The sequence below is a fragment of the Aeromonas salmonicida genome (assembly GCF_028355655.1).
GTDB lineage: Bacteria > Pseudomonadota > Gammaproteobacteria > Enterobacterales > Aeromonadaceae > Aeromonas > Aeromonas salmonicida.
On sequence record NZ_CP110645.1, the window covers coordinates 1,762,542 to 1,783,129 of the forward strand.

Below are 20,588 nucleotides of genomic sequence, written 5' to 3' on the forward strand. Positions count from 1 at the left end.
TTACCTCAGTTGCTGATGGAAACCCCGCTGGTGCTGTAACACCGTTAAGGCGGGGTTTTTCTTTAGGTTTTCAACACATCCCAAGGAGAGAGTGATGTTCGACATCAAGTACAATCCCGAGGTCGAGAAACCTGCTTTTCACGACAAACTTGCAAAATTCGTTAAGAAAGAAGTCGACGATGGCCCTGATTACCCGCTGGTCGTCGAAAATGAATCTGGTCAGGTTTACTGCACCATCAAGGCCTATGGGCTGGGCAGTTTCGTTGCAATTGACCAATTCCTCGGCGGGTTGGGATTGCGTGATAAGTACCAAGGCACAGGGCGAGATGGTCATTTTGTTGTGACCAAATAACTCCCTTCCGGCGGCCCTAGTGGCCGCTTTGTCCAGCCTCATACCGCTTGATTGCGCCCATGACCATTGGTATCAATTCGTTAAAATCTCTCCAGCCACCAAGGGCGCTGGCCTGTTTGTTTGCCTCTTCCGCCAGCTCTTTTGCTCGCACTTCCCGCTGACTACTCGGCGTACTGATAAGGGTTTTCTCGAAACGGCTGGCGATATCGCCAATGGTTGATTGCTGGGTTGTGTGCATGTTTGTCTCCTTATTGCCCGTTTCCGGGCACTCTTCTCATTGCCGCGATGCGGCTTTCCAATGTGTTTGCCTTCTCGTTGAGCAAGGCGCGCTGGTTAATCTCATGTTCGGCCTGTTCCAGTTCGCTTCGGCTCGGCCCCTCAACGTGGTGGGTGGGACCGTGCCACTCGTACCGGTGCAACACTGAACCGTCGAATTTCCGCAGGGTGGCCAGCAGGTCGCTCAGGGCGAGGCGGATCGCTTCTCTCTGAGTGACGTCGAAATCGTGCAACTCCATGCTTTTGCCTAGCTCCGGTGATATTTCAGCGGCATAGCAAACAATGGCTCTGGCCTTGGTTGGCAGGCGTGACCAGCGGCTGGCCGCCCCATTGCGGCCGAACTGGGCGCGCATCTCTGCCAGCGCCACGTCGGCGGCGCTGGGTTGTTGAACGAGCTCGATGACCTGTGCTGTGTTCATGGGGTGCCCCTCTCTTATGCCTGCAGCAGCCTGGTCAGCCAGTGCGGGCGGGGTGGTTGGCGTGGCGTAAAGCGCAGAGCGCCACGGCGGCCCTGGCGGTCTTCCAGATAACTGCCATCGAAACGGGTGGTATTGCGCATCACCGGCTCGTCGCAATCGCTCACGACCGTGGCGCGGGTGAACAACAGGAACGGCAGCGGGATCAGCCCCGGCTGCTCGGCGCGCAGCTTGTTCATTGGGCCACCTCTTTCACCCTGCGCGGGACCATGGGCAGCACAATGGCCGGGTTGGGCATGGCACTCGGGCTGATGGTGGCGATGATTTCGAATCCCGCCTTGAAGGTGTGGCCGCAATCCACGTTGCTGCATTGGTAAGTGGCGATGCCGCACAGCGGGCTCATCCGGGTGGATGTGCGAGTGCTGGCGCGGGAACCACAGTGCGGGCAAATCAATCTCATGGTCTGGTCTCCTATGCGCCCAGGGCTGCGCGGGCCATGTCGGCAGCACACGCAAGACTAGGGACGGCGTGAAAGCGGTCTTCGATCTCGGTTGCCAGCAGCACAAGGTGCTCGATGCCAGCCCACAAGCCGCCGACGACGGTGTTTCTGTTGGATTTGGTGACGCGGTCACCGGCGAGGATGGTGGTTGCCTGGGCAGTGACGCCTATGATCTGGGCGCCAGCGTTGAGTGCCTGCTGGGCACGGGCCTCTGTAGTGATGGCGGCGCCGGTAGAGGGGAGGCGAACGGCTGTCAGGCCGCACTCAAACAGCAGACCGTCAAACAGGGTGTCGTCACCGGTGGCGTGGTAGAGAGTGATTAAGTCTTGGGCGGTCAGCTTGTGCCGCTCTTGCGCCGGGTTGAACTTGTTGCGCAGCACATCGGCGTTCATGTCGATCTCGGCGGCCAACTGGGTCAGGTTGTGTGCCTGCTTGAAGCGGTCACACGCACCGGCAAAGTGGCTGTGTAGGTTTTGTTGATGTTTAGACACTTTCGGCTCCTGTTCGTAGCCGCTACTGTGAGATCAAGCCACAGAGCGGGGAGTGGACTTCTTGGTCAAGGCACTGCTGGCCAACCGGCGGCCAGTGTTCTCATTGACCAACTTGAAATACTGTTCTGGCTCTCTGGCCATATCGCGCCAGCGCACCAGATTGACCCAGGGCTGATCGCCAGCCCGCAGCTTGGGAATGATGGGAATTCGGCCATCGGCAATCATGTCTTGGGCGGTGCGCTTGGGGAGCTTGAAGTTGTAAACGTCCAGCAGCATGTCCAAGAAGGCATCGAGCGGGATGGCCGGCAGAGATTGCAGTGCTAACCCCTGCTTGATGGCCGCCAGCTCACGCAGTACCTCGTTGAAGGGCTCGGCAGGATGGTTTTCCATCGTCATGGCGATCTCCTTACAGAACCGGGGGCTGGGGTTGTGCTGAAGGGTTAGCCTTCAGCTTGCCGCCGGTCAGCACTTCGATTTGGTAGGCACGGCCTTTGGGGATGGCTGCACCCCACTTCCCAACAGCAACATGAGAAATGCCCAAGGCTTTTGCAGTAGCCCCGATGCTGCCGAAGTAATCGATAACGTCTGTCTTTTTCATAACCCACAAAGCAACCCTAAGTTAGTTTGTGGGTTGAATATAACTTAGGGTTGCTATTGGCGCAAACCCAAGTTTCATTATTTTGATGTAACTTAGGTTTTATGAACATAAGTGACCGTATTGCATCTAGACGAAAAGACCTGTCTTTGACCCAAGTCGCTCTGGCCAAAAAAATTGGGATCAGTGGTGTATCTGTGGGGAAATGGGAGTCGGGACTAAATCAGCCGAAAGGGCGCTACCTCAATGACTTGGCGGCGGCACTTGGTGTATCCGTTGATTGGCTGCTGACTGGTAAAGAGGGCGGTGTCGTTGGGATGACCGATGCACATCCCCCTGGTTACCATAACGTCGAGCCTGCTGTTATTCCCCAGGGGAATCGGGTGCCGATTCTGAGCTATGTCCAGGCGGGTAACTGGCGGGAGATGTGCGAGCAGGCCACTACCTTCGATGGCAATGTCGAGTATGTGTCTGCCAGTATCGATATTGGCCCTTGTGGGTTTGGCCTCTGGTTGCGCGGCAATTCAATGAGCCCGCTCTTCAATGAAGGGGATCTGATCATCGTTGACCCCGATGAGTCACCTCGCCCTGGCGACTATGTGGTTGCCAAGAACGGCGGTGAAGAGGCCACCTTCAAGAAGTACCGACCCCGTGGCATCGATGAGAACGGGCAAGAGGTGTTTGAGCTTGTCCCCCTCAACGACGATTACCCCCCGATGCACTCCGACCGGCAGCAGATCGAGATCATCGGCGTCATGGTAGAACACCGAATTTTCAGAAAACGATAGGGCGCTGATGCGCCTTTTTTTATATTTTAATTGTAATTTATTTTTGTATTTAAAATGCCACGTTGATTATGTAGTAGTGATTGATGAATAAATGTAAGCAGTCCGCTTCTAGTCGGTAAATGGAGTTATCATGAATTTCGATATAAGAATAATAAATTCAAAAGTTTTATTGGGTACAGCGCTTAACATGTACGCTGTACTTGGAAACAAACTTTCCCTTGCTAGTCCAATGCGGAAAAAGAATCATAAATCTCTATCTTTACACGATATAGATGACCTTGAGTATTACAATAAAATAATAACTTTAATAGGTTCCATTGAAGATAACCTAGACGAAATTGTAGAAAGGGTAAATATTGACTTCAATGAAAAAAATCACCCGATGGAAAATAGAGTACTGATATTTAATTATCTAGACCTGTTGGATTCGCTGACTAAGGTTCTTATTGCTCATAAAGTAAAAGTATCTATTGAGTTTGTGTCGAAAGTATTATCTCTTCAACTTGAAGTAAATCAGTCATACGTTAACAGGGTAAATGATAAAAATTTTATTCAAAAAGCACCGATGAGTTTAATGCCAAATGTTATAGAGTTGAGCTTCCAACTAGATGATATAATTAGTGCTGCGTCAATAGCTAATATTAGAGTCGAAAATAACACAAAAGTTGATCGTGAACTCGATATATATCGAGAGTCACTGAATGAAAAAATTAATGATATCTCAAATCAATATAGTGAAGGTAGAGCAGACTTATTGAAATCTGTTGAAGATTATAAATATGAATTAGGGACGGTCGTAAATAAATCTTATGATATTTTGAATGAGAATAGAGAACAGTTGAGTTCAGTTAGTGAAAATCTTATTAAGAAGGAGGCTGAAATCAATGCATTGACAGAGGATGCAGCAAAAAAATTATCGCAAGTCGATGGGTTGTTGAAAAACACAAGCCAAGTTGGCATGGCTGGAGCATTTCAAAAAAGACGAGAGACCTTAGCAACTCAAGTCAAGCTATGGTTCTTTGCTTTCATTGTTTTTTTGGGTTTGCTGACCTATGTTGGCCTTGATATTGTGCAGTATGCATTCAAAACCCCATCTGAAGGTACAACCGTCTCGATGGCACAACTGATAGCTAAGTTGGCGGTATCCTTTCCTGCTATATGGGGTGCTTGGTTCTCTGCAAAACAATATAGCCACGCGAGTCAGTTGCAGGAGGATTATGCCTATAAAGTTTCAATCGCTATGACATATCATGGCTATAAGGATGAAGCCGGGCTTATTGATGAGAAAATGAGTGAGAAACTCCTAGATAGCATGATATCTCAGTTCTCAGACAATCCTGTTCGTCTATATCAAAATAACAACAGTGCATCGGTATTAGAAGCAATGTTAAAGAATGACAAGATGTCAGATATAATAAATTCGGCTAAAAATGGAATGAATGGTTCTGCGAAGTAGAGGGGCACATGAATCATGTATGAGTGTCCAAAACGCGATGACTATAAGTTACGGCTCTGGCTTGTTGAGGTCTATCCCTAAGGCCGTGAAGGCTCTCGCAAGCCTCCAAGGGCGCGGCGTTGGCTGGGGAAATCTTCACACTGGCGAGAGCATCAACCGACAAAGGGGGGAGTGAGCTTTCTGCGAACCTCTTCGAGTGCCGACGCAAGTGCTTCCGCCAGCTGTTCAGTTCCTTCCGCTTCGGCGAGGTTCGGCAGATGGGTGCGCCAAAAGGCACGGGCACGCACGGCGTCCACGGAGCCGTTGAGTTGCGACACGATGTGCCTCTTCATGATGTCGGTCAGTTCGTACTTGCGCTGATGATCGGCAAATGTCTCTTTTAATGAAGGATTCATATGGTCTCCAATATTGAACGGTTCGATACCATTGTGGTGCTGGCACTGGCTGAACTGTATAGCCGTTTTCCGGTGCGCCAGTATCTGGCCTCCAGCAAGTTCATCGTCACCGAAGATGGTGAGCACATTGACGGTCTTTCACCAGAGGCAGAAGGGCATCTGTTCGCTGAAGATCTATACCTCAATGATCCCTATTTTAAGCGTAAGGAATTTGCGTTCGAAAGTCTGAGGTGGCTGGTTGATGCTGGATATCTCCATGGCACACCAGCGGCTTATGACGGCATCGAAAATGCGGTGCTGACAGCCAAAGGGCTGGAGGTGCTCAAGGCCATCCCCGATAGCCTGCAAGGGAGCTTGGGGGAGCGATTGGTCGAGGCCGTCAAGGCGGACTCCCGGGAGGTCGGCCGCGCGGTATTGGGTCAGATACTTGGGTTGGGGGTCGGTTTGTTCTCATGACTGTTCGCAAACTGGATGACGGCAAGCCACTGCCCTGGCTTGCCGATATTCGCCCCGGTGGTCGCAACGGTCCACGGCGACGCAAGCGGTTTGCTACCAAAGGCGAGGCGGCAGCGTGGGAGCTGTGGCAGCTTGAGCAGTTCGCCGAGAAGCCTTGGCAGGGGGATGATGAGCAAACCGTTGAACCTGTTGCTGACTCTCGCCGGCTATCTGATCTAGTCGAACGCTGGTTTGGCCTGCATGGTCAGAGCCTGCGGGATGGTGAGCAGCGCCGGTCCAAACTGCTGCTGATTTGCGAGAGCCTGGGTAATCCGCTGGCCAGTGACTTCACTGGCAATGACTTTGCCAAGTACCGGGAGGCTCGACTTTCTGGCGCTGTAAGCGACCGCCGTGCCGCCACACAGGATGGCAAGGGGGTGAGTGCATCGACGGTGAATCGCGATCATGCCTACTTGCGGGCCGTGTTCAACGAACTCAAGCGGTTGGGGGAGTGGACAGCAGAAAACCCGCTGGCCGGAATGCGGCTCTACCGGGTTACCGAATCAGAGCTGGCGTTCTTATACCCAGATGAGATCAAGGCACTGCTCGATGCCTGTGACGCGGCCAGCAATCCGGATCTCGGTATTGTGGTGCGACTCTGCCTGGCAACCGGTGCGCGGTGGGGGGAAATCCAAGACCTGACCCAGTCGCAGGTTGCCAACAACCGGTTGACGTTCACCCACACCAAGGGTGGCAAACGTCGAACCGTGCCCATCAACCAGGAGCTGATCGACCTCATCCCCAAGCGACGCGGCAAGCTGTTTAGCGAGTGCTACCACCACTTTGAATCCGCCATTAACAAGGCAGGGATCCAGCTACCGGCGGGGCAGAGTACCCACGTTCTTCGGCACACCTTTGCCAGCCATTTTATGATGAACGGTGGTAACATTCTGGTGCTGCAAAAGATACTCGGGCACTCGACCATCACCATGACGATGCGCTATTCACACTTTGCCCCAGACCACCTCGAGGATGCTTTGCGGCTCAATCCGTTGACGGTCAACAAGCTGCGGTAGTGTCCACATTTGATCCACACAGCTCACAGAACACCGCATTTTTCCGCATAATGGCGTGTACTTAAGTGACTGTTTTCACGTAACTATTTGTTTTTAAAGGCCGGGCTCAGGCATTTAAAATCCCTCGACGTTCGCGTCGTGCCGGTTCGATTCCGGCCTCGGCACCATTAAAATCAAAGACTTACGAAGGCCACTAGCAATAGTGGCCTTTTTGTTTTTGGTCAAGTGGCGACAGCGGTTATCAGTATGTTCGATGTTGGAATATTGGAATGGTGAGCAGCGCCAGACACAAAGTGTCCGGCACCAGAACAGCGCTATTTCTCAGAGTTGCTTTCTTTTGGCGAGTCATCTGAAGTGTCTTTGGGGGCTATCCATGTCACTTGCTCGACCTGATCATGACGAACAAGCTTCATTTCCCCACCTTTGAGCCGATAGGCGCAATGGATGGCGTTACACATCAGACGGATGTGTGGGGTATCACCTAGCAGAGGTGACAAGGCCTTGTCTGATTGCGCACTCAGCTGGTCGCTTTCCAGCTTCTTTACCTCAGCCTGCGCAGCATCCAGCCCTTCATTGAAGCAGAAAAATGTGGGTAGCAGAATGATAAGGGCGGGTACAACCAAAATGGCAACGCGATCGTAGATGATATTTATCCAGACAACTAAGAGGTAGAGTTTTGGGGCCGGGACTCGTACTCTTCGGCGTATACAGCGCCTTATTCTTGGGAATTTGATCATACCTATTTGATGGCAAAACCATGCCCATCTTAGGCGTACTGATCCCCAAAGAAACAATGTGATGGCTAGGAAAAGCATGCTGAGAACGATGCCGAGGAAAGTAAGCCCATACATTTTCCCTGCCATCAGCCAGAGAAAGTAGCCTGTAGCCAGTGTGACATCGGTAGGCTGGGGAAACTCCGATATATTGAGTCCATGAACCAGACATTTTGCAAAAAAGTGTGCCATGCCACTTAAGTAGATGCTGGCTGTGATAAGTGGAATAGCTGCAAATATCGTGGTCAGATAATTGGCCATCTTGGTTTGGGGTTCTTCTGGTTCTGGTGACTTTCGTACCCGCTTGATATGTTGTTTTAACCAGTGCCAACGCTCCCAGTTGATCTCTTTTTTCTTCTTCATGTATCCCTACTCAAGAAATTACGAGCTTCAAACATATCCGTTATTTTACCGATACTATGGCGAATTGAAATGTGAGCCGGTAGTTGGGATGTGGCGAGTTACGTTTCAATGTTTCAGTTTCAAGATCACAGGCGTAATCACCTAACTATATGAAAATAAAAAATTTTATATAGATTAAGGTAACTATACAGATCTTCCTCGATCATTCAAATCCCCACGGAAAGTACGACCATCCCAATACATTCAACGAGTTATGTTTTCAGAGCCCTAAGCCAGCTCTCTTCCAAACTGTAAAAGACGCAAAAAGGATCCTTCTTTTTCAGATCCTAACCTCGCCCGAGGTCCTTTATCTGGCGTGGCCTTGGCCTATGGTTTTGCGGTAATCCACTTCTGTAAAAAATTTTATTGATGCAGCTCGCAGGCGGTAGCGGAAGAGCGTGGATTCCGTGGCGCAAACGCGGCGATGGGCGTCGCCGCCATATGTTGGGACAGGCTTCACGTATGATGCCGCGCTGCCCGATGATGGTGCTGCGCCTTTCCCATGCCATGTTCAGGCACCGCCAGGCAGATAGAAGAAGGCCCCACATTGTGGGGCCTTCTTGACGTTAAGACGCTTGAGTCGATTACAGAGACTGCAGTGCAATGGTTGCACTCTGGGAGTTCTGCTGGCTGTCTGCATCCATCCAAACCCACTGCGAACCATCGCCCTGCAGGTTCTCGGTAATGCTTTGGATCTGGGAGGTCGTGATGGTAATTGCCCCGGTCTCACTGGCCGTCGGCCCCATCTTGGTGATCTGACCTTTGAGCAGACCGTTGGAGGTCTCGTTGACGACAAACACGGTCGCCTTGTCTTGCCGGAACTGGCATGAAATGAACTGGGTGATGGTACTGGCGATCGTCAGGTTCATCCATTTTGACGGAGGCACTGCATAGTACCGAGTGTATTTGTTGAACGGCACCGGATCACCGTTGGCTTGCAACGGCTGGTTGTTCAGACCGGCAGTATTGGTCGGCATGCTGACACTGCCCAGCCAGAGGTCAACTTGGGCGATGCCGCTGTTGCTGGGCAGAGAGACGGAAATGGTTTGAGTATCAGTGCCAGACACAAAGCCCATTGATGCTAAGCCTGCGTTGGCCGTCGTACCCGGTACTGTGATTTGGCAGGGAGGTTGGCTGTTACTCCAGACAACGTTCACCGCAGCGTTGTTGTCATTTTGGGCCGAGTTGTAGATGAAGATCCCATACAGCTGGTCGGGACGCAGCACAGTACAGGTTGCAGTGTCACCGGCTTTGAGGGTGATGCGTTGTCCGCCGTTCCAGTTGAGCTGGGATGCTGCAATAGCGATGCTTTCCATGGTATTTCCTTTTCCTTGATGAAATGTAAGGGATACCGCGTAGCTACATATCTACTTCTGCTCCACGTGAAATGGAGCCTAGCAATGAGATTCGAATGGATCAAGTGGCAATAATTCTTTTTTGATTAAGTTATCATTACAGGCGGTGCTGGCTTGAGACGGAATGCACATCGTCGTTGGTGGTGGGCTCTAAAAAGAACACAAATTCAATTGGATAAGCTTTCCAAGATAGATACTTGCTCATGAAAATCAGGAAGCTGAGGTGGCAACACAAAAGACTCCCATTGTAAAAGCACTCTAGCGGGAAGGAGCCGGTCCCATACCAGGCCGACCCTGTAGAGTTTCGGGAAAAGGGGATCTGGCGCACAGCGAACTACCTTTGCATGCATCAAATAGTCCTGAGGTGATGGAATAATCAGCCTGTCTCCAGGCTTGAGCTGTGCCTTGCCCATCAGCCCCACTCCACGGATATTGACGTCGCGAAGATTCATCCTTAGCGCAGGTCTGAATGCGTCAAACCAGATGTTGTCTAGATGGCACTGGACAACATAACCCCCACCAGAAAGAACAAAACGGACGTAACGCCGAGAGTCATAGCCAAGAGGAATGACATCATCAACTGGCCTTTCTATTTGCCCCCTATCTCTCATTGTTTAATTCCCAAATGACGACATACATATGGTCAATGATAGATGTGACATTTTAAATGCTAATTATATGTTTTGGTTATAAGAAAATAGATTTATACTTAAAATATTGATTATTAAATCTTATTTTTTAGGTTGATATCCCTAAATTGGTAATGCTTTAGTATGAGGTTATCACTCAGTAATGAGGTCTGGCTGCGTTGTCTACCTGCAGCAGGGCAAGCCGAACCGAGCAGGAGATGAAAGAAAAGATTACCAACAGCAAGGGGTGGGAAACTGTCGCCCTATGTTCATCAATATCCCGGACGGCAAGACCGACAGCATCAAGCTTATCCCGGTGTTGGAGCGCGAGCTGGACTTGCTGTTACAGGGGGGGGGGTGTCTTGATCCATGAGCTCAAAGCAGGTTTGCCAGTGCGCAAGGCACTGACGTACTGGAAATCTGAACTGTGTCATATGACGTTGTTTCCGTGCCGGTTCAAAACGGCAAGCGGAAGCAATCGATCACAGCTTTTAGTGCCGCAGGCAACTGCCTGTGGCCGGGATAATAGAGAAAGAAGCCGGGGTAGGTGATCGACCAGTCTGCCAGAACCCGTATCAGTCGGCCGGTTGTCACCAGGTCATCGTGTTCGGGGCTTTGCGCTGTATAGACCAGTCCTATGCCGTCCAGCGCGAGGCGAGTCATCATGCTGACGTTGTCGACCGTCACCGGACCATTAACCGGAACCGCGATTTGCCTGCCATCTTTTTCGAATTCCCAGCGGTATAAAGACCCTCCTGTGATTTCCCGACGTCCGATGCACAAGTGATGCTGTAAATCGGCGGGGGTCAGCGGGATGGCGTGCCGTTCGAAGTACGCCGGTGAGCCATACACCGCAGAATGGAAATCTGCCGTCAGACGAACCGCACTCATATCTTGCTGAACATCGCTGCGAATGCGTACACCGGCATCAAAGCCTTGGCTGATGATATCCACGAAGCCGTCGTTGGTAGCCAGCTCCAGCTGGACATCAGGATACTGATGGCAAAATTTCTGCAACTGCGGCAGAAATATCATGTCAGCTGCGATCCTTGGCGTGTTGATCCGCACCCTTCCCTGGGGGCTTTCCCTGAACGCATTTACTTTCTCGACGGCATTCGCAATAACGTTGAATGCCGGGGCTATCTCTGCCAGCAGGGCCAGACCTGCCTGGGTCGGCGAAACGGTACGGGTGGTACGGTTCAGCAGTCTGACGCCGAGCCGCTCCTCCAGCGCACGCAAGGCATGGCTGAGCGTTGATGCTGTCAAATTCAGGCGTGCTGCTGCTTTGCGAAAGCTTTTCTCTTCTGCAACCGCAACAAATGCAGTCAGTTCTCCAAATTCATTTGTTCGCACTGCGTTTCCCATTGCTGAATATAGGCCAGTAAATTATGCGATATAAGGTGGCTTATTCGTGACAATAAAGCCACCTATAGTCTGACCTCCATCGAATGTGTTTATTAACGAGGTACAGAGATGTTTCAATCATTACGTCTGCAAGATAGTGTCGCGCTGGTTACGGGGGGCGGAAGTGGCATTGGTCGGGCAGCTGCGCTAGCGTTTGTCCGTGATGGTGCAAAAGTCGTGGTCGCCGGACGACGGGAGCTTGCACTGCTGGAGACTGTCGATTTGATCCGCGCCCAAGGAGGGGAAGCGCTTGCGGTGCCAACAGACGTAACGGACAGTGCTCAGGTGAAGGCGCTGATTGCTGTGACGCTAGCTCATTTTGGGCGCCTTGATGCGGCCTTCAATAACGCAGGGGTGGAGGGGTTTGCGCCGATCAGCGAGATGACGGAAGTTGAATTTGATCGCGTGATCGCCACCAATCTGAAAGGGGTCTGGTTGTCAGTGAAATATGAGCTGGAGGCGATGACGGCCGCCGGTTGCGGCGGCGCTATCGTCAATACGTCATCTTGGCTGACCCAGGGCGCGAGTGTTGGCTCGGCGGCGTATTCCGCCAGCAAGGGCGGGCTGGATGCCATGATCCGCGCCCTTGCGCTGGAAGCCGGCCCTCATGGCATCCGCATCAATAACGTCAATCCCGGCATCATCAACACGCCGATGGCACAACGGATGGGGGCGAATGAAGAGACGCTCAAGCCTTTTGTGAGACTGACACCGGCCGGGCGTATCGGTGGGGCTGACGATGTTGGCGACGTGGTTGCCTGGCTGTGCAGCGACGAAGCGCGATTCATCACAGGTCAGAGTCTGCTGGTCGATGGCGGTTTCACCATTGCCGGATTGCGTTAAGCCAGGATGCGTGCTGGCCTGATGCGCTCGACCTTGGTTCGTGGTGAGCCTGTGTCCGTGCTGTGATCCTGCGCCTGACGCATGATGGCGATGACCCATGCAAAAAGCCCCTCGCGGGGCTTTTTCAGCGGATTGCCATTTCTCGAACGGCTACTTCTTGAGGTGTTTTCGGATGGCCTTGCCCGAGGTGCCGACGGCTTTCACCGCTCTTTTCAGCTGTACTTCGGTGCACTCGAAGGTCTTGATCCATAGCTTCATCTCATAGGGGTCGTTGACGTTGATGCTCTTGGTGTCAAGGGGATGGGCTAGGGTGTTGTTGTCAGGCATACGAACCTCAACTGATGGAAATGGCTGGCGAGAAAGAAGTTTCTGCCTGGTCGCCATCATCCCCCATATACCCATGCCGCATGGTGACGAGCTTCACACAACCCTGTACCCGTTCAAGATAAGGGTGGGGAGGGTTAGCTGCGGATCTTGTTGAACACGAACAGCACTATCAGTGCCCCCATGGTCGCGATGGCGATGCTGGAAAGGTTGAAACCTGTCACTGAGCCCAGACCCAGTAGGGTGCCGACATAGCCGCCCACCATGGCGCCGATGATCCCCAGCAGTACCGTCATGAAAAAGCCTCCGCCATCACGGCCCGGCATGATCCACTTCGCCAGAATACCCACCAACAGCCCCAACACGATCCAGGTGATAAATCCCATGGCCAACTCCTCGTTATCTATGTGAGCTCACATTATAGGGGAGGGGGCGACGGTGCGAAGGGCTGGCGATGGTCGGCTGGTCACAGATTGTCGGACTCATGGGCCCCGGCAGGATTGAGCGATGGCAAGGTGCGCTGCTCCAGCCGCTGCTCGCCCGGGCGGCATACCAGCACGGATCCCTGCTCGAACCAGTCTCCCAGCACGATACGGCGGGCAGGTTGCCCGTCGAGCGTGAAGTCGTGAATGGCGGGCCTGTGGGTGTGACCATGGATAAGCAGCCGGCAGCCGTGCTGGCGCAGCAGTGCGTCCACCGCCGCTGGCGTCACATCCATGATGGTCTGGCTCTTCTGCACGTTTTCCATCTGGCTTTGGCCACGCATCTTGCAGGCGATGGCGAGGCGGCGAGTGAGGGGCAGGCGCAAGAAGAGCCAGCGCAGCCATTTGAGCTGGGTGATGCGGCGAAGTTTCTGATAGCCCAGATCCAGGGTGCAGAGCAGATCGCCGTGGCTCAGCAGCACCCGCTCCCCATAGAGGTCGATCACGCAAGGATCAGCCAGCAGTGTCATGCCTGATCGCTTGGCAAACTGCCGGCCCAGCAGAAAGTCGCGGTTGCCGTGGATAAAGTAGATGGGCACGCCGCGCTGGCGCAGGGCCGCAAAGGCATCGGCGATGGTGTGATGGAGCGGATTGGGGTCATCGTCGCCAATCCAGAATTCAAACAGATCCCCCAGCACATAGAGGGCATCGGCACCGGGGGCGTCGCGCTCCAGAAAGCGCACCAGGGCGGCCGTCATGTCGGGCCGATCGCTGCACAGGTGAATGTCACTGATAAAGAGGGTGCTCATGATGGTGTGCAAGGGGCCCTGATAACTGGATGGCTGGAAAAAGTGGCTGGCTGAGCAGAGGGTGCCTGTGCCTGAGGCCGCCAGTCAAGCTGGTCAAGGTCGCGCCCCTCCAGCGTCAACAGCGCCTGATAAGGGTCGCCGGGCAACTTCAGCAGGCGGCAGATGGCCGCTTCCCCTTTCAGCCCTTGTTGCAGGCGCAAGGTGCGCAGTGTCTGGTAAAAGTCGTGGCCAAAGTGCTCTATCAAGGCGGCCATCAGGCTGAGGTGGCGCCAGCCGTTGAGGGTATCGACCCGCGCCGGGGTGACATAGAGCTCGATGGGCCAGGGGGTGCCGTCGCCATCGATCAGGGTCTGCTCCAGCAGCCAGATGTCGCTGCCAAGGGCGCGGCTCTGCCACCGACGTTGGGCAAACAGGTCGGCAAGGGCGGCGGGATCGCTGTGCTGGCAGAGGATGTCGAGATCGCTGCCTGGCCGGTCGAGCCCTATGGCCAGGGTGCTCACCAGCGCCACATCCAGACACAGGCTCTGCAACTCACCCCACAGGGGCGTGTCGTTCAGCAGGGCATGGGCCGCGCGCTGGCGAGGATTGCCCCGGGCCAGATAGTCGAGGCGGCGCCAGTTCGGGCCGGCGGTCAAGCGCGCAGATGGAAAAACTGCGGCCGGGGCCGCAGTCAGTTCATCTCGCAGAAGGCAGAGATCAGTCTGCAAGGGTCACCTTGGTGATCACAACGTCTTCTACCGGTACATCCTGGTGCATGCGGCCGGAGTTGCCGGTCTTGACGGCTTTGATCTTGTTGACCACGTCCATGCCGGCGGTCACTTCACCAAATACGCAGTAGCCGAAGCCCTGGGTGGTGGCGGATTTGAAGTCGAGGAAGTCGTTGTTGCTCACGTTGATGAAGAACTGGGCACTGGCAGAGTGCGGCTCCATGGTACGGGCCATGGCGACGGTACCGACCTTGTTGGACAGGCCGTTGGCCGCTTCGTTCTTGATGGGGGCGCGAGTCTCTTTCTCTTCAAAACCGGGGGCATAGCCGCCGCCCTGGATCATGAAGCCGTCGATGACACGGTGGAAAATGGTGTTGTCGTAGTGACCGTCACGGCAGTATTGCAGGAAGTTGGCCACGGTTTCCGGGGCTTTTTCGGCGTTCAGGGTGAGGGTGATGTCGCCGTGGTTGGTGTGCAGAGTAACCATGATATGTCCTTTCAAATGTGGCGCGGGCGCGAAGGTGGCTCGCGGCTATGGCATAAAGTGGTGGCAATTCTAGCCCATCAAGGGGCTGCGGCATAGATGGCACGCAGGATCCGGCCTGTTTTCTGCCTCGTTTTCTCCACCGGATGCGGGTAGAATGGCAGGCCATTTTACTCACAGGCAGTGGTCATAAGATGCTGAAGATATACAACACACTCACTCGTCAAAAAGAAGAATTCAAACCTATCCACCCGGGCAAGGTGGGCATGTATGTGTGTGGCGTCACTATCTACGATCACTGTCATATCGGCCACGGTCGCACCTTCGTCGCCTTCGACGTGGTGGCCCGTTACCTGCGTTACTGCGGTTATCAGCTCAACTATGTGCGCAACGTCACCGACGTGGATGACAAGATCATCAAGCGCGCCGCCGAGACCGGCGTCACCTGCGACGATCTGACCGAGCGCCTGATCGGCGACATGCACCAGGATTTTGATGCCCTCGGCATGGTGCGCCCGGACGTCGAGCCCCGCGCCACCCAGCACATCAGTGAAATCATCGAGCTGGTAGAGAGCCTGATCGCGCAGGATCACGCCTACGTGGCCGACAACGGCGATGTCATGTTCATCGTCGACTCCTACGCCGACTACGGCAAGCTCTCGGGCCAGGATCTGGAGCAGCTGCAAGCCGGTGCCCGGGTCGGGGTGGTGGATGCCAAGCGCAACCCGCTCGACTTCGTGCTGTGGAAGATGTCCAAGCCCGGCGAACCGACCTGGGAAAGCCCCTGGGGCCCGGGTCGTCCTGGCTGGCACATAGAGTGCTCCGCCATGAACTCCAAGCACCTTGGCAATCACTTCGACATCCACGGCGGCGGCTCCGATCTGCAGTTCCCGCACCACGAGAACGAAATTGCCCAGTCCTGCTGCGCCCACGGTGGTGACTACGTCAACACCTGGATGCACAGCGGCATGGTGATGGTGGATAAAGAGAAGATGTCCAAATCCCTTGGCAACTTCTTCACCATCCGCGATGTGCTGGCCCACTACGACGCCGAGAGCGTGCGTTACTTCCTGATGTCAGGCCACTACCGCAGCCAGCTCAACTACTCGGAAGATAACTTGAAGCAGGCTCGCGCCGCCCTGGAGCGTATGTACACAGCCCTGCGCGACCTGCCGGTGGCTGCTGCTGCCGGTGGTGACGAGCAGGTGGCTCGCTTCAAGGAGGCGATGGACGACGACTTCAACACCCCGGAAGCCTACTCGGCCCTGTTCGATCTGGTGCGCGAGATCAACCGCCAGAAAGCGGAAGACATGGCCGTGGCCGCAGGCCTGGGTGCCCGTCTGCGCGAATTGGGCGCAGTGCTCGGCATCCTGCAACAAGACCCGGATGCTTTCCTCAAGGGCAATGACGCCGATGACGAAGTGGCCGAGATAGAGCAACTGATCGCCCAGCGCAATCAGGCCCGCGCCGACAAGAACTGGGCCGCCGCCGACGCCGCCAGAGCCCGTCTCACCGAGATGGGAATCGTGCTGGAAGACAGCGCCGGCAAGACCAGCTGGCGCCGTGCCTAAGGTCGCTTGCCCTGTTGGTGCCAACAGCTTGACCCAGTAAAAAACCGCAGCCCTTGGGCTGCGGTTTTTGTTTGCGGCCTGTCGGAGGGCTGGCACCTTCCCTCTCTTCTGAATGGCATGGCTTCGCCATGCAGGACGCGAGGGCTCTGCCCTCGACAGGATTTCGCCGCCGCTGCGCGGCTTGGCGAGTGACTTTTGAAAGACCCGCTCTCTTTGGCAAATAACACCAAAAGTCTTCTCCCCCAGCAGACCGCCCGCTTCGCGGGTTCCCTCGTCTCGTCCAACGGGTCGGACGGAGCGCCGCAGACGGCACTTTGGCCTATGCCATCCCTGGCTTCGGCCAAAGTCCGCTTCGAACATCCTTGTTCTCGCGCCAAATCGGGGTCGAGCAGTGCTCGCCCTGACCCGATTTGGCCCCTATGCCGGCTGCGCCATCATCCATGATGGCGCTCCTGACCCGTTGAACTCGACTCGGCGGTTTGCAGGGGGACCCAATACCGTGCCCGCCCGTGGCTTCAGCTAGTCCAACTTATTCAGCAGTCTGTTCGATACCATTCGCAACCATCTCGCCGAGATGGAAATTGTACTGGAAAACAGCACCGACAAAGCCAGTGACTCTGTACTTGAGTTGGTTTAATTGGATAGATAAAAAGTCGAAACCAAAAGGTTGCGTTTTTTGTCCATGAACATTTCATAGTTTTATAATCAACATTTAATAGTATTTTACATTTGCATGATATTTTTAATGTCAGTATATAACGCATAAAGACGACAAGCTGACATATCTAAAATTGGTTCATACATAAATGAATTAAGATGGATGTTCTCTGGAGTCATTAAGTTGACTTGATCTAATAAAGCGATAGTTTCTAAATCTGTTGAAAATACTGCTGTATATTTGTCAAAAAGCTCACGTGTTTGGTTAGAGGTGATAGAGGTTACGAACTCTTGGTCAGAAATCCTATCTATCATGAACTCTTCGGCTTTAAGCCTGATAGCCATAGCCAAAATAACTTTACACTCAAGCTCAGGGGTTTCTTGGTTATCAATTACTAGGGTGTCACTCTGTTGGAATATTTTTTCTATTATGGAGTCCTGACCATTTGGTAGTGATAAATTGGGTAGGTCACTAAATATATCGCGGTAAATAAGTTGTAAATCATTGACGATGATGTTTGAGCTATTTCCTTTCAGATGTAGTAAGGATGTAAGTTTTTCGAAGTGTTCATTACGGCCACAATACTCTGCAATATTTCTAGCAAACGGAATGCTTGCCAGCATGTATTTCTCATTGGTACTTAAATTTTGTTTCCATGTTGAAAAAACATCCTTCTGATATGCTTCTTGAACTATTTTAATTCCATCGATAGATTTTATGGCCATTAGCCTATTCGTTCGCTTAGCATTTAGACGGCTACTAATAATTCTATGGAAGTCAAAATTATGAGTAAGTAATAGCAAATGAAAGCAGGTCGTCTTTGATAAATCACGTAGATATTCAACAATTGCATATTTGTTTTTATAATCAAAAGAGTCTGCAATGTCATCAATGATGATCAAAATTGGTTGAGCGCTTTTCTTTCTAACTTCCAACTCAAATAATACATTAAGGATATACAGTGCACGTTTTTCACCTTGGCTCAAAGCTGAGATTAAACTTTGGTGATTTATATCTTCTGAATTGCCACGTCCATCATCGAATTTGAACTTTATCATTGGTGTTGCTGCATTGAGAATGACTTCATCTTGGTTTTCAACACTGAGCTCAAATGGTACGTCAAAGCGTTTATTGAAAGTATCAACAACAGTTTCCCATGTAGTTCTTTGTTGTTGGGCTTGTTGAATAATTTTCTTTATCAGTTCTTGATTTTCTTTGTAAGTGTCTACTAAGTCGCTCCAAATATCTTGTTGTGATTGTAGATAACTTAAAACTACTTTTTTCTTGAGTAAATTTACATTTTTATATTCAGGAAGTAGGTCTTGATGTGCTGAAATATAGTCACGGAATGTTTGAGTGTCTTTTGTTTTAAGTTTGCTATCGAACTTTCTAAATTTCTCTTTTAGTTCTGGGCTTTTTAATATTTTATCTTGTTCGTGCTGGAGTAGTTCATTGAGATCTTCTTGTGATGTGACTTCACGTTTCTCACCTTTAATTGAAATATTGATACTGTGCGATGCTGTAAAGAAACCTGATTCATTCAAGCTTTTAGATATATCACCAGCTTTTTGGTGATTAAATGTTCTTGATAAGATAGTAGACTCACTGATCAGCTTCTCATATGTTTCAACATAATCGGCTAACTCTTTATTTAAATCACCAGATGAAATAAGTTCAATAACTTTTTGGTTAAATAGATCATTATATTTTAGATTGCTAAATTGACTAAGATCATCATGATTCTCTTCATGTATTTTTTCTAGTAATTCCAGCAGTTTTTTTTCTGATGTAGAGAATGTATCACAAATTATCTCAGGAATGTTTTTGGCCGTTTTTCCTGAGCATTTTGACAAATTCTTTATTAGTAGTTCGCGTTTATCATCGACTTCTTTTAATGCCAGTTCGTATTGTTGTTTTAGTGTGTCATTTACAAGTAGGGTCGATAGTTGTTTAGAACTATAGCTTTCATTGTATGAGTCAATAGTCAGCACTTGTTCTGAAGTGATATCGATGTCATTTATTTTTACTATTCTAGTAGTCGTACGGGTAGGAAAAATAAGGTCTTGTGTAGCTCTTTTGTTTTCAATATCTTTAAAGGTCTTAGTTAATGAAGTTTTTAACGTACCATTTGGTGCGTAAAGAGAGTTTATTCCACAACAAGTTTCTGTTTTTGTAAGATTGAATTGTTTTGATAGCTTATTAATACCATAGCAATTTTCAAGCTCAATAGTTAGTTGCATTACTTTTCCTCAAACTATATGAATAGTGCAGTTAAATTATCTAGGCAGATGATAAAAGTCACTATGAGTGAAATAGTTAAATTTACTAAGGTATAAGTTTATGAGTGATTTTTTGAAAACTAAAAAGTGACTGAAGGGCCTAAACAGATTGCGTTAACAGCCCCAGTCGTAATCTAAATTAATTTTTTAATTATTAACGAACATATTTAAATTTTACATTATAGTTGATGTATGCATTTAGACCATCACCTGAAATAGCTAGTTTTTTCATATGTTCAACATGTGCCTGTCCTGCACTTGTATAACTGTATGTATATGGCTGCGGTGCCCCATTGAACCAAACTGTAATTCTATCATCACTAATCTCAAATCCTATGACACCAGAGTCATTGTTAATATCTTTATAAGCTTGCATGTTAACCTCATAAGTAAAGTTACACATAACTATGTGCGTTCATACTGTTGACTGATCATGGGAGTGAGAACATGATCTAAATCAAAGATGCATTGATATTATTAATAATTGTGAGATTTGCAAGTTGGATCACAGTTTTAATTTTTTATAATTATCTATAAAAAGTCTACGTTCAAATTAACGAGTTGTAATTGGACGTTCGAGAAATAAGATGATGTCGCGGAAAAATGATCACTATCGGGCCTTCAATATAAGGCAGTTACCCGATAGGGCGGTGTGTTACTTGCTATTGTACTTATATTCATTACTTCACTTATGCAATCAAGCTGATTTCACTTATTGCATAGGTGACACAATTTGGCATGGCTTTGCTGGCGGAGGAAGGGCCGGATTAGAGACAACTCCCTCCCGATCTTTGCCCCGAATAGGCAGAGTGCTGTTAACCGGCCTCGGTGCTGAAGGTTCGGGGTTGCCCCCTGTTGCTCGCCGAGGTGAGCCCGTTTGTCCAGGCCGCGAGGCAGGACGCCGAGCGAGCGCCGCTGGGCCAGGGATGGCCCATTGGCGCGTGCCGTGGGACAAACGGGTGAACCGAGGGCACCCGACGCAGGAGGGCGAACAAGTGGGGGTGGCCTTTCTTTTGGTGACTTTTCTTTGGCCACGCAAAGAAAAGTCACTCGCCAAGCCGCGCAGCGGCGGCGAAACCCCATCGAGGACGGCGTCCTCGTGTCCTGCATGGCGAAGCCATGCCAATCAGGCGAGTGACCCCTCACCCT

Annotated in this window: 25 protein-coding genes; 7 read left to right on the top strand and 18 right to left on the bottom strand. The window is 51.2% G+C overall.

Annotation, left to right across the window (positions count from 1 at the left end; translation table 11 throughout):
* The first annotated feature begins 94 nt into the window (after window positions 1-94).
* Window positions 95-352: a hypothetical protein gene (locus ONZ54_RS08635; RefSeq protein ID WP_169045828.1), complete on the top strand. Its 258-nt coding sequence runs from the start codon at window positions 95-97 to the stop codon at window positions 350-352.
* Window positions 353-368: 16 nt separating this feature from the next.
* On the opposite strand, the gene ONZ54_RS08640 is transcribed toward ONZ54_RS08635, so the two are convergent.
* From ONZ54_RS08640 to ONZ54_RS08670, 7 genes are read right to left on the bottom strand one after another with little or no spacing between them, the layout of a single operon-like run.
* On the bottom strand, window positions 369-590 hold the full coding sequence (locus ONZ54_RS08640; protein WP_271787942.1) for a hypothetical protein: 222 nt from the start codon (window positions 588-590) through the stop codon (window positions 369-371).
* A 10-nt stretch (window positions 591-600) separates the two neighbouring features.
* The gene (locus ONZ54_RS08645) at window positions 601-1,047 is read right to left on the bottom strand and encodes a hypothetical protein (protein ID WP_271787943.1); all 447 of its coding nucleotides are present in this window, start codon (window positions 1,045-1,047) and stop codon (window positions 601-603) included.
* A gap of 14 nt (window positions 1,048-1,061) precedes the next feature.
* Window positions 1,062-1,283 carry a hypothetical protein gene (locus tag ONZ54_RS08650; RefSeq protein WP_271787944.1) on the bottom strand — a complete coding sequence of 74 codons (222 nt, stop codon included), beginning with the start codon at window positions 1,281-1,283 and terminating at the stop codon, window positions 1,062-1,064.
* The gene (locus tag ONZ54_RS08655) at window positions 1,280-1,504 is read right to left on the bottom strand and encodes an Ogr/Delta-like zinc finger protein (protein ID WP_271787945.1); all 225 of its coding nucleotides are present in this window, start codon (window positions 1,502-1,504) and stop codon (window positions 1,280-1,282) included. The genes ONZ54_RS08650 and ONZ54_RS08655 overlap by 4 nt, the downstream gene beginning before the upstream one ends.
* 11 nt (window positions 1,505-1,515) lie before the next feature.
* The gene (locus ONZ54_RS08660; RefSeq protein WP_271787946.1) at window positions 1,516-2,034 is read right to left on the bottom strand and encodes a phage regulatory CII family protein; all 519 of its coding nucleotides are present in this window, start codon (window positions 2,032-2,034) and stop codon (window positions 1,516-1,518) included.
* A 33-nt stretch (window positions 2,035-2,067) separates the two neighbouring features.
* The gene (locus ONZ54_RS08665) at window positions 2,068-2,430 is read right to left on the bottom strand and encodes a hypothetical protein (RefSeq protein WP_271787947.1); all 363 of its coding nucleotides are present in this window, start codon (window positions 2,428-2,430) and stop codon (window positions 2,068-2,070) included.
* Window positions 2,431-2,440: 10 nt separating this feature from the next.
* Window positions 2,441-2,632, bottom strand: coding sequence for a Cro/CI family transcriptional regulator (locus ONZ54_RS08670; RefSeq protein ID WP_131729905.1), 192 nt, complete (start codon window positions 2,630-2,632; stop codon window positions 2,441-2,443).
* Between the two features lie 101 nt (window positions 2,633-2,733).
* Here ONZ54_RS08670 and ONZ54_RS08675 point away from each other — a divergent pair, with 101 nt between their 5' ends.
* Together ONZ54_RS08675 and ONZ54_RS08680 are read left to right on the top strand one after the other, a co-directional pair.
* On the top strand, window positions 2,734-3,417 hold the full coding sequence (locus ONZ54_RS08675; RefSeq protein ID WP_271787948.1) for a LexA family protein: 684 nt from the start codon (window positions 2,734-2,736) through the stop codon (window positions 3,415-3,417).
* Between the two features lie 130 nt (window positions 3,418-3,547).
* Window positions 3,548-4,873, top strand: a complete 1,326-nt coding sequence (locus ONZ54_RS08680; protein ID WP_271787949.1) for a hypothetical protein — start codon at window positions 3,548-3,550, stop codon at window positions 4,871-4,873.
* 152 nt (window positions 4,874-5,025) lie between these two features.
* On the opposite strand, the gene ONZ54_RS08685 is transcribed toward ONZ54_RS08680, so the two are convergent.
* On the bottom strand, window positions 5,026-5,268 hold the full coding sequence (locus ONZ54_RS08685; RefSeq protein ID WP_271787950.1) for a hypothetical protein: 243 nt from the start codon (window positions 5,266-5,268) through the stop codon (window positions 5,026-5,028).
* Between ONZ54_RS08685 and ONZ54_RS08690 the strand changes: the two genes are divergently transcribed.
* Window positions 5,269-5,724 (top strand): hypothetical protein, encoded by a 456-nt coding sequence (locus tag ONZ54_RS08690; RefSeq protein WP_271787951.1) that lies wholly within the window; start codon window positions 5,269-5,271, stop codon window positions 5,722-5,724.
* The gene (locus tag ONZ54_RS08695; RefSeq protein ID WP_271787952.1) at window positions 5,721-6,779 is read left to right on the top strand and encodes a phage integrase; all 1,059 of its coding nucleotides are present in this window, start codon (window positions 5,721-5,723) and stop codon (window positions 6,777-6,779) included. Before ONZ54_RS08690 ends, ONZ54_RS08695 begins: the two co-directional genes overlap by 4 nt.
* A 314-nt stretch (window positions 6,780-7,093) precedes the next feature.
* Here the strand turns inward: ONZ54_RS08695 and ONZ54_RS08700 are convergent, their stop codons facing one another.
* From ONZ54_RS08700 to ONZ54_RS08710, 3 genes are all read right to left on the bottom strand, one after another.
* Window positions 7,094-7,915 carry a hypothetical protein gene (locus ONZ54_RS08700; RefSeq protein ID WP_271787953.1) on the bottom strand — a complete coding sequence of 274 codons (822 nt, stop codon included), beginning with the start codon at window positions 7,913-7,915 and terminating at the stop codon, window positions 7,094-7,096.
* Window positions 7,916-8,538: 623 nt separating this feature from the next.
* Window positions 8,539-9,270 carry a hypothetical protein gene (locus ONZ54_RS08705; protein WP_021141035.1) on the bottom strand — a complete coding sequence of 244 codons (732 nt, stop codon included), beginning with the start codon at window positions 9,268-9,270 and terminating at the stop codon, window positions 8,539-8,541.
* Window positions 9,271-10,394: 1,124 nt separating this feature from the next.
* Window positions 10,395-11,291, bottom strand: a complete 897-nt coding sequence (locus ONZ54_RS08710) for a LysR family transcriptional regulator (protein ID WP_238583142.1) — start codon at window positions 11,289-11,291, stop codon at window positions 10,395-10,397.
* A 120-nt stretch (window positions 11,292-11,411) separates the two neighbouring features.
* On the opposite strand from ONZ54_RS08710, the gene ONZ54_RS08715 reads away from it, so the two are divergent.
* Window positions 11,412-12,185 carry an SDR family NAD(P)-dependent oxidoreductase gene (locus ONZ54_RS08715; RefSeq protein ID WP_271787954.1) on the top strand — a complete coding sequence of 258 codons (774 nt, stop codon included), beginning with the start codon at window positions 11,412-11,414 and terminating at the stop codon, window positions 12,183-12,185.
* Window positions 12,186-12,335: 150 nt separating this feature from the next.
* On the opposite strand, the gene ONZ54_RS08720 is transcribed toward ONZ54_RS08715, so the two are convergent.
* The 5 genes from ONZ54_RS08720 to ONZ54_RS08740 all read right to left on the bottom strand — a co-directional run bounded on the left by ONZ54_RS08720 (window position 12,336) and on the right by ONZ54_RS08740 (window position 14,934).
* On the bottom strand, window positions 12,336-12,512 hold the full coding sequence (locus ONZ54_RS08720) for a DUF3606 domain-containing protein (protein WP_265462252.1): 177 nt from the start codon (window positions 12,510-12,512) through the stop codon (window positions 12,336-12,338).
* A 134-nt stretch (window positions 12,513-12,646) separates the two neighbouring features.
* Complete coding sequence (locus ONZ54_RS08725; protein ID WP_017413027.1) at window positions 12,647-12,895, bottom strand: GlsB/YeaQ/YmgE family stress response membrane protein; 249 nt, start codon at window positions 12,893-12,895, stop codon at window positions 12,647-12,649.
* Window positions 12,896-12,975: 80 nt separating this feature from the next.
* The gene (locus ONZ54_RS08730) at window positions 12,976-13,740 is read right to left on the bottom strand and encodes a UDP-2,3-diacylglucosamine diphosphatase (RefSeq protein ID WP_265462251.1); all 765 of its coding nucleotides are present in this window, start codon (window positions 13,738-13,740) and stop codon (window positions 12,976-12,978) included.
* Window positions 13,737-14,447 carry a DUF4269 domain-containing protein gene (locus ONZ54_RS08735; protein ID WP_125601831.1) on the bottom strand — a complete coding sequence of 237 codons (711 nt, stop codon included), beginning with the start codon at window positions 14,445-14,447 and terminating at the stop codon, window positions 13,737-13,739. The genes ONZ54_RS08730 and ONZ54_RS08735 overlap by 4 nt, the downstream gene beginning before the upstream one ends.
* Window positions 14,437-14,934 carry a peptidylprolyl isomerase gene (locus ONZ54_RS08740; RefSeq protein ID WP_059113897.1) on the bottom strand — a complete coding sequence of 166 codons (498 nt, stop codon included), beginning with the start codon at window positions 14,932-14,934 and terminating at the stop codon, window positions 14,437-14,439. Before ONZ54_RS08740 ends, ONZ54_RS08735 begins: the two co-directional genes overlap by 11 nt.
* 191 nt (window positions 14,935-15,125) lie before the next feature.
* Here ONZ54_RS08740 and cysS point away from each other — a divergent pair, with 191 nt between their 5' ends.
* On the top strand, window positions 15,126-16,502 hold the full coding sequence (cysS, locus tag ONZ54_RS08745) for a cysteine--tRNA ligase (RefSeq protein WP_271787955.1): 1,377 nt from the start codon (window positions 15,126-15,128) through the stop codon (window positions 16,500-16,502).
* A gap of 723 nt (window positions 16,503-17,225) precedes the next feature.
* Here cysS and ONZ54_RS08750 read toward each other — a convergent pair.
* Together ONZ54_RS08750 and ONZ54_RS08755 are read right to left on the bottom strand one after the other, a co-directional pair.
* Window positions 17,226-19,400: a hypothetical protein gene (locus tag ONZ54_RS08750; protein ID WP_271787956.1), complete on the bottom strand. Its 2,175-nt coding sequence runs from the start codon at window positions 19,398-19,400 to the stop codon at window positions 17,226-17,228.
* Window positions 19,401-19,593: 193 nt separating this feature from the next.
* Window positions 19,594-19,815 carry a hypothetical protein gene (locus tag ONZ54_RS08755; RefSeq protein WP_271787957.1) on the bottom strand — a complete coding sequence of 74 codons (222 nt, stop codon included), beginning with the start codon at window positions 19,813-19,815 and terminating at the stop codon, window positions 19,594-19,596.
* Window positions 19,816-20,588 lie beyond the last annotated feature (773 nt).